Origin of the sequence: Micromonospora sp. M51 (assembly GCF_018070305.1) — a bacterium.
Classification (GTDB): Bacteria; Actinomycetota; Actinomycetes; order Mycobacteriales; family Micromonosporaceae; genus Micromonospora; species Micromonospora parva.
Genome location: NZ_JAGPXZ010000115.1, coordinates 1 through 11,709 on the forward strand (window position 1 = coordinate 1; position 11,709 = coordinate 11,709).

At 69.3% G+C, this 11,709-nt stretch carries 11 protein-coding genes and 1 pseudogene; 5 read left to right on the plus strand and 7 right to left on the minus strand.

The features are described 5' to 3' along the window. Positions 1-403, plus strand: a pseudogene (locus KBX53_RS09140) (TetR family transcriptional regulator); the annotation flags it as partial. Positions 404-727: 324 nt separating this feature from the next. Beyond that, a complete protein-coding gene (locus KBX53_RS09145) occupies positions 728-2,143 on the plus strand; it encodes an FAD-dependent monooxygenase (protein ID WP_309140735.1) in 1,416 nt (471 codons plus the stop codon). Positions 2,144-2,230: 87 nt separating this feature from the next. Here the strand turns inward: KBX53_RS09145 and KBX53_RS09150 are convergent, their stop codons facing one another. Together KBX53_RS09150 and KBX53_RS09155 are read right to left on the minus strand one after the other, a co-directional pair. After that, positions 2,231-2,974 carry an aminoglycoside phosphotransferase family protein gene (locus KBX53_RS09150; RefSeq protein WP_247675347.1) on the minus strand — a complete coding sequence of 248 codons (744 nt, stop codon included), beginning with the start codon at positions 2,972-2,974 and terminating at the stop codon, positions 2,231-2,233. Positions 2,975-3,030: 56 nt separating this feature from the next. Beyond that, on the minus strand, positions 3,031-3,771 hold the full coding sequence (locus KBX53_RS09155; protein WP_210858611.1) for a hypothetical protein: 741 nt from the start codon (positions 3,769-3,771) through the stop codon (positions 3,031-3,033). A 223-nt stretch (positions 3,772-3,994) separates the two neighbouring features. Between KBX53_RS09155 and KBX53_RS09160 the strand changes: the two genes are divergently transcribed. Next, positions 3,995-5,929 (plus strand): prolyl oligopeptidase family serine peptidase, encoded by a 1,935-nt coding sequence (locus KBX53_RS09160; RefSeq protein ID WP_210858612.1) that lies wholly within the window; start codon positions 3,995-3,997, stop codon positions 5,927-5,929. Positions 5,930-5,967: 38 nt separating this feature from the next. On the opposite strand, the gene KBX53_RS09165 is transcribed toward KBX53_RS09160, so the two are convergent. Continuing rightward, positions 5,968-6,792: an arginase family protein gene (locus KBX53_RS09165; RefSeq protein WP_210858614.1), complete on the minus strand. Its 825-nt coding sequence runs from the start codon at positions 6,790-6,792 to the stop codon at positions 5,968-5,970. Positions 6,793-6,892: 100 nt separating this feature from the next. After that, positions 6,893-7,396: a MerR family transcriptional regulator gene (locus KBX53_RS09170; protein WP_210858621.1), complete on the minus strand. Its 504-nt coding sequence runs from the start codon at positions 7,394-7,396 to the stop codon at positions 6,893-6,895. A gap of 109 nt (positions 7,397-7,505) precedes the next feature. Between KBX53_RS09170 and KBX53_RS09175 the strand changes: the two genes are divergently transcribed. After that, positions 7,506-8,555 carry an aldo/keto reductase gene (locus KBX53_RS09175; protein WP_210858631.1) on the plus strand — a complete coding sequence of 350 codons (1,050 nt, stop codon included), beginning with the start codon at positions 7,506-7,508 and terminating at the stop codon, positions 8,553-8,555. Between the two features lie 213 nt (positions 8,556-8,768). Continuing rightward, entirely contained in the window at positions 8,769-9,302 is a 534-nt protein-coding gene (locus KBX53_RS09180) for an NUDIX hydrolase (protein ID WP_256443340.1), read from the plus strand. Here the strand turns inward: KBX53_RS09180 and KBX53_RS09185 are convergent, their stop codons facing one another. From KBX53_RS09185 to KBX53_RS36250, 3 genes are all read right to left on the minus strand, one after another. Next, the gene (locus KBX53_RS09185; protein WP_210858635.1) at positions 9,303-9,953 is read right to left on the minus strand and encodes a DUF6518 family protein; all 651 of its coding nucleotides are present in this window, start codon (positions 9,951-9,953) and stop codon (positions 9,303-9,305) included. It abuts the gene before it with no gap. 111 nt (positions 9,954-10,064) lie between these two features. Continuing rightward, positions 10,065-10,526, minus strand: coding sequence for an HNH endonuclease (locus KBX53_RS09190; RefSeq protein WP_210858636.1), 462 nt, complete (start codon positions 10,524-10,526; stop codon positions 10,065-10,067). A gap of 33 nt (positions 10,527-10,559) precedes the next feature. Continuing rightward, positions 10,560-11,489, minus strand: a complete 930-nt coding sequence (locus tag KBX53_RS36250; protein ID WP_210858638.1) for a LysR family transcriptional regulator — start codon at positions 11,487-11,489, stop codon at positions 10,560-10,562. Between the last annotated feature and the right edge of the window lie 220 nt (positions 11,490-11,709).

Here is an 11,709-nt window from a genome sequence, read left to right on the forward strand (position 1 = left end):
GCTGTACGCCCTGATGGCCGCCCGGGGGAGCGGCGCACCCTCACCGGCGACCGTCGCGGGCCTCGACGTGCTCCGTCGTCGCGTCCGGCGACTCGCCGCAGCCGGTCTGCTGCGGGTCGACGAACAACGCGCACTCATGATGATCCACTCAGCGGGCCACGGAACCATCCTCGCGCTACTCGGAACGCCCCCCGAGCAGCGCGACCCCGGCCTGAGCGAGGCCATGCTCGACGCCGTGCTCACCAGCATCCTGTCGACAACCCCGGCGACACCCGACACGACCACGAACACGGTCGCGGTGACCTTCGCGACGGTGCTGCCCCACCTGCCGGGGCTCACCGACGCCGAACGCGCACTGATGGCCGAGTGGCTCCACCGATCGCTGACCCACCCGACGTCGTGATCACCCCCGGCGGCGGAAAAGAGCTCGACGCGACCTGGCCGGGGGAGATAGCGTGCCGCTGACCGCGACATCACCCGAGGAGGTGAGACCCATGAACGTTCAAGCGATGTGGGTGCTCCCCCTTGCCGTCACGGTCGGGCGACTGACATAGGTGTCGCCGGGAGCGCCCCGCCAACACGGCACTCCCGAGAGGCGACACCTGTGCACCCTGCGCATTTCACCGCCGAAAACCCGTCGACCGCCCCCGTCGAGCCCGACTCCGTCGTCGGCGGCCGCCCGTCATCTCCGACCCGCAGCACCGACAACGCCCCCCGCACGTACGACGTGATCATCGCAGGGTGCGGACCGACAGGTGCGATGCTCGCCGCCGAGCTGCGGCTGCACGACGTCCGGGTACTCGTGGTGGAGAAGGAGACCGAGCCGCCATCGGCCGTCCGCATCGTCGGCCTGCACATCCGCAGCCTGGAGCTGATGGCGATGCGCGGGCTGCTGGAACGCATCCTCCCGCACGGGCGGCGGCGTCCGGCCAGCGCCTACTTCGCCGCCATCCCCAAGCCCGCGCCCACGGGCCTGGATCCCCGGTACGCCTACCTGCTGGGCATTCCGCAGCCGGTCATCGAACGTCTGCTCGAAGAGCACGCCGTCGAACTGGGCGCGCAGGTCCGGCGCGGTCGGGCGGTCGCCGCTGTCGAGCAGGACGACGACTGGGTGACCGTTGAGCTGGCCGACGGGGAACGGCTGCGCTCGCGATTCCTCGTCGGCTGCGACGGCGGGCGCAGCACAGTTCGCAAACTGCTCGGCGTCGGCTTTCCCGGCGAGCCGGCACGGACCGAGAGCCTGATGGGCGAGATGGCAGTAGGGATCCCGCCGGAGGAGATCGCCGTCAGGGTGGCCGAGATCCGCGAGACCCATCAACGGTTCTGGCTCCGGCCAGCAGGCGTCGGCGTCTACAGCGTCCTGGTCCCCGCCGCCGGCGTCAGTGACCGCGCCGAACCGCCCACCCTCGACGATTTCAAGCGCCAGTTGCACGCCGTAGCCGGGACCGACTTCGGCGTTCACTCCCCGCGCTGGCTGTCCCGCTTCGGCGACGCCATGCGGTTGGCCGACAGTTATCGGGTCGGACGGGTGCTGCTGGCCGGCGACGCGGCGCACATCCATCCCCCCATCGGCGGGCAGGGCCTCAACCTCGGCGTTCAGGACGCCGTCAACCTCGGCTGGAAACTGGCCGCACAGGTCCGCGGCTGGGCGCCGGAGGCCCTGCTCGACACCTACCAGGCCGAACGGCGTCCGGTCGCCGAGGACGTGCTGGACAACACCCGGGCCCAGACGCAGTTGCTGTCCACCGATCCGGGCGCACAGGCTGTGCGCCGGCTGCTCATCGAGCTGATGGACTTCGACGAGGTGAACCTGCACCTGCTCAAAAAGATCACCGCCATCGGCATCCGCTACGACTTCGGCGACGGCCCCGACCTGCTCGGTCGCCGGCTGCCCGACATCGACGTGAAGCACGGGCACCTCTACGGCCTGCTGCACCACGGCCGTGGCCTGCTGCTGGACCGCATCGAACGCCTGACCGTCGGCGGCTGGTCCGACCGGGTCGACCACCTCGCGGATTCCACCGCGGCACTGGACGCTCCCGGCGTCCTGCTCCGCCCCGACGGCCACGTCGCCTGGATCGGCGACGACCAGCGGGATCTGGACCACCACCTCACCCGCTGGTTCGGCCGGCCCGTCCACTGATCCCGCCGCACCAACAGGTGCCGAGCTGTGGCGACGTCCCGGTCCGCCACGACACCCACCGGAATCGGCGTCACACCGACCGGTGGTTCAGCCGGATTCCTGGCACAGCTCATCGGCGTGCCTCGTGATCCACGCCGCGTCGCGGCGGTAGAGCTCGACGTGACTGCGAACCGTCTCCTGACCCTGGTCGGCGCGGGCCTCGGTGAAGGCGGCGAGATCGTGCAGTCGCGCAACGGCGACGGGGAGGACGTCCGCGGGCGCCAGCTGCGAGCCGTAGGAGGCGGCGAGCAGCCGCAGGCGTCGGGCCCGCTCGCCCAGGTCACTGTCAATGGCGTCGCCGTTGCTCGGGTCCGCCAACGGCACCAGCCGGTAGGCGAGGTATGCCACGTCCCACAAACGGGGGCCTGGCGAGGCCGTGTCCCAGTCGATGACACCGCTCAGTCGGCCATCGGTGAAGACCATGTTGTACGGCGCGAAGTCGTTGTGACAGATGACCTCGGCCGGCTGCCGTACCGCGGACTGCCAGACGGCACCGGAGACATCGAAGCCCAGACTGGCCTGGTGAAGGTGGGCGAGGTGGGCGCCGGCGTCGATGAGGACCTCCCGACTCCAGACCCAGGCCGGCAGCGGGTGCTGAGGCACGACACCCGGCAGGTACGAGACGGTGTCACGCCCGTACTCGTCGGTGCCCAACGGGTGCGGCACCCAGGTGAGGCCGCGGTCACGAAGGTGCCCCAGCAGGCGCTGCACGGTCGGGTTCCATTCGGCGGCAGCACGCCGAACGGTGTCGCCGACGCGTATCGCGCCGCCCATGTTGCCGCCGGGCATCATCTCCTCCACGAGACGATGCTCCTGCTACGCCCCGATCACCGCAATCGCGTTGATCGTCATGAGCTGGCGGCGAGTTCGCCGAGAATCGGGCGCAGTCGGTCGGCCAGGGCCGCGTCCGTGCGAGTGAGTTCTGTGCTCAGGACGGCTACGGCGGCCGACAGCGCGCGACGTAACTCGACCTCGTCCAGGGAACGGACCAGGGTCGTTTCGAGGGGTCCGGTGATGGTGGTGGGCAGGAGGTGGGCGCCTTTGGCGTAGCTGGTGGCATGACCCAGGCGCTGGCAGGCAAGTGACATCGTCTGGGTGCGCATCGCGCTGATCCAGTGCTCCGCCTGCCAGTATCGGCCTCGCTCGATGCTGATCCGCGCGTGCAGGGCGTGGTGCCACGCCAGGCCGGCGATTGTGTCGTAACCGCTCGCCGGAACCGGCTGGGACGGTGCGGCTTGCCCGAAGATGAGACGCCAACTCGGGCCTCGCGGCCCGAAGTCGGCTTCCGGGCCGAAGGCGAGGTCGACCTCCAGGCAGTGGGGAAGCAGGAACACCCGGTAGAGCATCGACCCGGAAGGGAGGTCCCAGTGATGGACAGCGGCGAAGTCCCCGTACATGAGTTGCGTCCACCGACGCATGACGACGTCGAGCGGGTCGCTGACCGCGAAGGCCAGATCGACATCCGACCAGCGATCCTCATCGCCGCTGGCATGCGAGCCGGTGATCGCCGCGCCGACCACGGCGGGATCTTGCGCGGCGAGGCGCAACAGCCGCTGCCGGATCAGGTCGCGTTCCTCCACGGAGAACATGTGGTCACGCTGCTCCACCATCGAGGTGGCCCGGCGGCCGGAGATGAGCTGACGGCCCGACGCTGTATCGGCACCAGGCCACCGGCTTCCTCCTCGCACCCGTCACCAGCGGGACGTGAGAATGCTATCCAGATGCCTCGACGTCGCCGTGGAAGAGTCCGGCGCGGACGTGTCAGCGGCGCACCGGTTCGTGGTGCCACGCCGGTGCTGGCAGACTGATCGAATGACAGGGCTGACCACCGACCTCGTCGTCGATGGTCGTGAGCCGCAGACCCCGGCACTCGCCCCGAACGGGCGACTGCTCGGCTACGTTCTCGCTCCCATCAGCCGGGCCGGTGACCACCTCGACACCGAGCTCTGGCTCGTCGACACCGATGGTGTCGCGTCGCGCCGGGCGACCGCCGACACCGCAACCGAGTCCCGGCCACGCTGGTCGGCGGACTCGCAGACGCTGTTCTTCCTGTCCGACCGCGCCGAGCGTGGGACCCCGCAACTGCACCGCCTCACCCTCGCCAGCGGCGCGGTGACCACGTGCACCAGCTGGCGCGGCGGGATCATCGACCACCTACCGCTCAGCGACCCCGACCTGGTCGCCCTGCTCGCCGAGGACGAACCCACCGAACGGGACGCGCGCCGGGCCCGGGACCGTGACGACGCCATCGTGGTCGGCGAGCGCGAGCCGCGTACCCGGTTGCGCCTGCTCGACCTGCGTACCGGCCGGGTGGTCAGCCCGCAGGTGTTCGCTGACCGGCACGTCGTGGAGGTGCGGCAACGTCCCGACGGCGGCCCACTCGCCGTGCTGACCTGGGCCAGCGCCGACAACGACCACGGGCCACGCACCAACCAGCTGCACCTCTTCGACCCCACCACCGAAACGGCGGAGAACCTCGGGCCGGTCGCGGTCGACGCACGATCGTTGGCATGGTGGCCGGGTGAGGACGGTTGGCACCTCGGTTACGTCGCGCTCACCCCACCGCTTCTGCAAGCCGGCACCGCCGTGTTCGACCTGGCAGTGGAGAGCCGCGTCCTCCGTAACCGCACCGCTGGTCTCTCGATGTGCCCCACCGAACTCTGCCAGACCGACACCGCCCCGCTGGTGGTGTTCGCCGACGGCCTGAACACCACGGTGGCCAGGCTCGATCACACCGACCTCACCACCCTGTCGCATCACCCCGGACGTCTCGACAACCTCACCGCCACCCCCACCGGCGACATGATCGCGGTACGCACCGGCGCCCGCTACGAACCGCCGAACGTGCACATCGGAGCGCCAACGGGGCCGCTGCGACGCATCACCCACACCCGTCCGGAACTCGACGGCATCACCTTCGGCACCCAGCAGCCGCTGGCCTACCGTGCCGTCGACGGCCTCGACCTGGACGGCCTGCTCGTCCTCCCGGTCGGAAGAAACGCGTCCGAAGGCCCGTTCCCGCTGGTCACGATCGTGCACGGCGGCCCGTACGATCGCTACGCCGATCGTTGCCAGCTGTTCTGGTTCCCCAGCGCGCAGTGGCTGGCAGCCGCCGGCTACGCGGTGTTCCTGCCCAACCCGCGCGGCGGCCAGGGCCATGGTCACGAGTTCGCCGCCAGCGTCGCCGGCCGGGTCGGTCAGCAGGAGTGGACCGACATCCTGACCGGCATCGACCTACTGATCGCCGAGGGCGTCGCCGACCCCGACCGGCTGGGCATCGCCGGCTGGAGCCACGGCGGCTTCATGTCCGCCTGGGCCATCGGCCAGACCGACCGTTTCCGCGCCGCGCTCGTCGGCGCCGGCATCGTCGACTGGGGCATGCTCGCCGCGACCGGCGACAACGGCCAGTTCGAGGCGGCGCTGGGTGGCAGCACCGGCTGGTCCGGCATCGGACCACACCCGCACGACGCGGTCAGCCCGATCTCCTTCGCCAGTCAGATCCGCACTCCGGTGCTCATCGTGCACGGCGCCGAGGACACCAACGTCCCCCTCGGGCAGGCCGTGTATCTGCACCGGGCGTTGCGCCACTTCGATGTCGAGCACGAGTTCGTGACGTACCCGAGAGAGGGCCACGCGATCCGGGAACGCCACCACCAACTCGACCTCCTGCGCCGCACGCGCGCCTGGTTTGATCGCTGGCTCCAGCCGCCGGCCGGGCGCGCCCCCGTCGACAGGCTGCCTTCGTGACCCCGGGTTGCTCCGGACAGGGCTCCCGGACGAACCCCTTACGGAACAGCACTCAGGTCCACCGCCGTGTCGAGTAGCGGCTGAAGAGCGTCCAGGAGCGGACCGGGGTGAACTGGGAGGCCATCGGCGTCTTCCCCGGCCTCGAACTCGCCGATCTCCAAGCCGACGAGGTCGGAATCGCCGATGGCGAGCGCGGCGGATCTGAGTTCGCCGAGTGTGAGGCCGCCGGGAACGAGGTAGTCGGTGGGCACGATGCCGGGTTCGAGGACGTCGCAGTCGAGGTGCACATAGACCGGACGGCCGGCGATCGCGGCCCGCAGCCTCTTCGCCAGGTCCGGTCCTGGCCCGACCAGCGTGATCACGCCATCATCGATCAGGGGCTGCTCGCCCGGGTCGATGTCACGTGCCCCGCAAAGGATCGCGTTCTCTGGCTTCAGCCCCTGTCCCAGACCGGAGTCCCACATACCGAGCGGGCCGCTGAAGGCGAGGCCGCCGAGGTAGCCGGTCGTGCTGCTCTGGGGAGTGTTGAGGTCCGCGTGTGCGTCGAACCAGACGACCACCGCGTCCGGGCGATACCTGGCGACGACGGGAAGCGTCGCCAGAGCGACCGCGCAGCGGCTCAGCGCCGTGACCGGAAAGGCGCCGTCGCGCAACAACGTGTCGAAATGCTCTGCCATGGCGCGCAGTGCCGGCCGAGCCGCGGCCAACTCTTCTTCCCAGTTGGTACACAGCGCGGGTTCGGGTGACCCGATGACAACCGGTGCTGAACCCAGCCGGGCGGCGAGTTCGGCCGCGATCATTCCCGACGCCTGCATGGCCCGGTCGTTGTGGTCGCCGGCGCGGGCCGCGAAATGCGTGATCACCGGCGACGGGGGGTGGGACGCTGACACGGGTTCTCGCCTTCGCAAGAGCTGACAGTGACGACCTGACCGTAAGCGCTGGAGCTTATCCATGGCACGACCACTACGGGCTCAGCGCCGGGTCCGGCGTCACTGGTCCTCGCGGGCCATTGATGAGCCCGATGTTGTTGGCGTCTTCGTCGTTCGCCGAAGGAGATGCCGCGTGGCATTGGCGGTCGCCACCGCTGTCCGGGTCGAGGATGTCCTCGTACACCCCGACCTTGAACCTGATCAGGTCCAGGCACTCGGCGAGTCTGCCGATCTGGGTGGTGACGTGGGCTTGGTGCTCGCGCATGAGCGTGAGTCGTTCTTCCTCGTTGCCGGCTCCCTGCCGGACGAGGTCGGCGTATCGGCGTAGCGCGGGCAGGGGCATGCCGGAGGCGCGCAAGATGATGCAGACGGTGAGCCAGTCCACGTCATCCTGGCTGTAGACGCGACGCCCGCCAGGTCCACGTTGCACAGGGTTGACGAAGAGGCCCTCGTGCTCGTAAAAGCGCAGCGCGTGGACGCTCAAGCCGGTGCGTTCGGCGACCTGCCCGATGCTCAGATTTGTGGTGACCTCAGCCATGCCGTTCAGGCTAGCGGCTTGACCTAGAGTCAACTCTAGATCCTAGGGTTCCCGTGCGGTCGACACTTCTGTCGCTCCGCGATCACGGCTGAATCAAGGGAGCATCACCATGCGCTATCGCACCCTCGGTGGAACTGGCATTCACGTCAGTGCCTACTGCCTCGGGACCATGATGTTCCAGGATGGCTGCAACTCCGACCATGACGATTGCGTTCGTATGATCCATGCCGCAGTGGATCAGGGGATCAACTTTGTCGATACCGCTGACATGTACGGGCAGGGAGAGTCCGAGGAGATCGTCGGCAAGGCGCTGCGGGGGCGCCGTGATGACGTTGTCCTGGCCACCAAGGTGCACTTCCAGATGGGCGAGGGCCGCAACCGCAGTGGCAACTCGCGGCGTTGGATCCTCAGGGCGGTTGAGGACAGCCTCAGGCGCCTGAACACCGACTGGATCGACCTCTACCAGGTCCACCGCCCCGACGACTCGACGGACGTCGAGGAGACGCTCTCGGTGCTCAGCGACCTCGTGCGCCAGGGGAAAATCCGTGCTTTCGGCTGCTCGACGTTCCCATTCGAGGAGATCGTCGAGGCGCATCACGTCTCCGAGCGTCGTGGCCTCGGACGCTTCCGCACCGAGCAGCCGCCGTACTCGATCCTGGCCCGCGGGATCGAGGCCTCGGTCCTGCCCGTCTGCCGGCGCTACGGAATGGGCGTGCTTGTCTGGAGCCCACTGGCCTTCGGGTTCCTCACCGGCAAGTACCGCAAGAACCAGCCCATCGACCTGTCCACCGGCCGTCCCACAATCCGGCCGGAACGATTCGATCCCACGCTCGCGGAAAACGCCGCCAAGCTCGACGTCGTCGAGCAGCTCGTCGACCTCGCGGAAAGCATCGGCTGCACCCTCCCGCAGCTCGCCATTGCGTTCACAGTGGCCCACCCGGCCGTCACCTCGGCGATCATCGGACCGCGGACCATGCCGCAGCTGGAGGATCTCCTCAAGGGCGCCGCGCTGACCCTGGACGACGCGGCCCTCGACCGAATCGACGAGATCGTGCCGCCCGGGACCAACCTGTACAACCCGAACGCTCCCATGCCCCCGCGTTCGCTGACCGACACCGCACTGCGTCGCCGCCCACTCGCCGACCGCGCCGCGGCCTGATCGAGCAGATAGGGCTGGGCCAGGACTTCGAATCGAGGGAGACGGGAGGTGCCCGTCTCCCTCGCGCCTTCGGGGCCCCTCCACACGCGACGTCGTCCACCCTGTTATGGCAATTAACGGTTTACCGGTAACAGTAATTCAATAAATCACCGCCACAAAACGGGCATATCACACGTGCATCATAATGACAGTTCTTGTGCGTAACGCGTCAGGATGGTGTCGTGGGGGCAGCGCTTGGCCCGCGAACTGCGAGATCCTGTCACTGTGATCGCACAACGGCTCAGGGTCGCCGCGTACGCGGTGTGTTTGCGAGACGATCGTCTGCTGCTCGCCCGCTGGGTCTCACCAGACCGGGCGCGGCGGCACTGGACGCTACCTGGTGGAGGGGTCGAGCACGCCGAGGATCCGTTCGACGCCGTCGTGCGGGAGGTGGCCGAGGAGACGGGGTACGAGGCGCAGGTCGAGCTGCTGCTCGGTGTGAACTCGCGGACCCGGACCGTCGAGAGCTACGACGGCGGGATTGTCGACCTGCACACGCTGGCTGTCTTCTACCGGGCTCGGATCGCGGGCGGTGACCTGCGATCCGAGACGGGCGGCACGACCGACCTGGCGCAATGGGTGCCGCTGGAACAGGTCGCCACCCTGGAGCGTTCCGTGGTCGTCGACATCGGGCTTGACCTGCATCGCCACACACCGCCAACGGGGCACGGGGAGCCCATTGGCAGAACGGGGCTGATGCGGCACTGATCAGCTGCCGAAGCCGGCAATGGTGTACGCGGCGAAGCCGAGCACCGCGAGTGCCGTTGCCGCGGCGAGCGCCTGCAGACGTACCCGGTTGGTCCGAGCGACCACCAGGATCAGTGCGGCGCCGAGCACCGCTTCGATCACCGCGGTCTGCAGGCTGTCGGTGCGGTAGTGCGAGTCGTGGCCGGGTTGTGCGCTGCGGTGGAACAGCATGGCCGCCTCGGCGAGCAGGACCGCACCGGGCATGGCCACGGCGATCGTTCGAACCCACGGTTGCCCGTGGCGGCTCAGCCCACCCGCCACCCCGAAGAGTGCGCCGGCGAGGACTCCGAAGAACAGCCACATCAACGTCGTCGGCGACCACAGGTTCTGCGCGCTGTCGTCCAACAGGACGACCGCCGCGACGTAGTACGCCTCCACGGCGACGACCAGCAGCACGATCCCGGCGAACGCGGACCGCCGCCAGTCGGCGCGGAGCCACCATCCGATGGCGAACGCGCCGACCGCCCAGACGGCGCTGGAATTGGCCAGGTTCGCCCAGGGGTACGGCAGACCGAGCTGTAGCAACAGGTCCACCACGCCGAGAAGAACCCCACCGGCCACCACCGTCAGGACCCGGTGGCGGCGCTGTACTTCACGATCAACTGTCGTCACGGGGCAAAACTGTCACACCGAGCCGCTCGGGACATCTGCCTAAGGATGGGTTTGCGGCCGGGTCGCATCCGCCGTACGGCCGGCTTCGTTCAGCTCTGCGCGTCGGGCGCGCTACGTGCGGCCGTACGAGGCGCGCGCCTGCGCCACCTCGGCGGCCTCGCGTTCACGCCACCGACGCTGCGCCTCCCGGTTGCAGGCCCGACAGACCCGCCGGTAGCGACCCGTCGCGTCATCGAGCTCACGGTCGTGGCCGTTGCGGCACTGCGCTGACTGTGACCGGGTTCGGCAGGTTTCCGCGCGGCTGACCTGACGTAGGTGGGTTGGTTCGATGCAGTCGGCGGCCCCACAGGCCTGGTCGACGTCGAGGGCGGGGTCGTAGTCACCGACGAGCACCGCGTACGCGGCGATGTGCGCCCACGCGCGGCCGGCGACCTTCTGGTGCACCCCGCGTCGCGGCCCGTAGCCGTGGACGATGAGGCAGCCGCTCTCGGTGCGGTGCGAGCGCTGGAGCAGGTACGCGCGCAGCGACTCCTCGGTGTGGTAGCGGGACAGACCCTTCACGGCCGAGAGCACGGGGCCACCGTACCCAGTTGTCCCGGCGTCGTCTCAACCCCAGGGAGGTAGCCAGACCTCGGCGTCGGGGGCCGGGACCCGGCGGGAGTCGAGGTGCTCACGCAGTGCGCGCAGCGCGGGGTGCGGGTTGTCGTCGCGCCAGATGAGTGACATGGGGTAGACCGGCGCCGGGTCGCGTACCGGTATCCGGCGCAGGTCGTAGCTGTCCGGCCACAGGTACCGGGTGCGTTCGCCGGCGAGCGTCGCCAGTTGCGCGGAGTCGGCGATCTCGGCCAGCAGCGCCTCGTTGCCGAAGACCGGCCCGACCAGGTCGATGGTGAGGCCGAACGCGGCGGCGAGCTCGTCGTAGTAGGCGGACCATTCGGTGCCGGGGGCCATGCCGGGCATCCAGATGCGGTGCTCGGCGAGTTGCGCGGGCGTGACGGTACGGGCGTTGGCGAGCGCGTGGCGTGGCCCCACGAGCAGGTCGTGGTGCTCGTCGATCACGCGGGTGGCCCTGATCGCTGCGGGCAGATGGCGCGCGGCGACGGTGACGGCGTGGAAGGTGGCGTCGACAGTCCCCGCCTCGACGGCGGCCATCGCGGCGTGCACGTCGGCGTCGAGGGTGACCACGTCCAGTTCGATGCGCGGATGCGCGCGGTGGAAATCCTGAAGCAGCACCGCCGGTGCGGTCCGCCGGCTGTGCACGTCGACGCGCAGTGCCCGCCGGCCGGGGCGTACGGAGGCGTCGGCGCGTGCCTCGGCCCGCAGCAGTTCACGGGCGTGCGGCAGGAAGGTCTGACCGTCGACGGTGAGGGCGATGCCGCGAGGCGTGCGGGTGAACAGCCGTACGCCGAGGTCCTTCTCCAGTGCGGCGACGCGCTTGGAGACGGCCTGCTGGGTGATCGACAGCGCGGCGGCGGCGTCCTGGAACTGGCCGGCGTCCACGGCGGCGACGAAGGTGCGGACGGCGTCGAGGTTCACCCGACGAACCCTACTGACACAACCTCTGGTTGTGCCGCGCCGCTCGTCTGGTTGTTTGATCCACGGTCAGTGGCCTTGCTTTGATCGCGGCGGTCAACGACGAGTTGTCGGGAGCGGGAGGTGCGGGTTTGTCCGCGAGGCGATCCCTGGGTCGGCGGTTCGGGTGGGTGTGGGCGTCGTACGCGGTCAGCGCCTACGGGTCGGGGCTGGGGTTCGGGGC

Excerpts from the sequence above, each read along its gene's own strand:
- KBX53_RS09150 (WP_247675347.1), bottom strand. The coding sequence starts at position 2,974 with ATGATGCCCGGCGGCAACATGGGCGGCGCGATACGCGTCGGCGACACC.
- KBX53_RS09155 (WP_210858611.1), bottom strand. The coding sequence starts at position 3,771 with ATGTTCTCCGTGGAGGAACGCGACCTGATCCGGCAGCGGCTGTTGCGC.
- KBX53_RS09160 (WP_210858612.1), top strand. The coding sequence starts at position 3,995 with ATGACAGGGCTGACCACCGACCTCGTCGTCGATGGTCGTGAGCCGCAG.
- KBX53_RS09170 (WP_210858621.1), bottom strand. The coding sequence starts at position 7,396 with ATGGCTGAGGTCACCACAAATCTGAGCATCGGGCAGGTCGCCGAACGC.
- KBX53_RS09175 (WP_210858631.1), top strand. The coding sequence starts at position 7,506 with ATGCGCTATCGCACCCTCGGTGGAACTGGCATTCACGTCAGTGCCTAC.
- KBX53_RS09180 (WP_256443340.1), top strand. The coding sequence starts at position 8,769 with ATGGTGTCGTGGGGGCAGCGCTTGGCCCGCGAACTGCGAGATCCTGTC.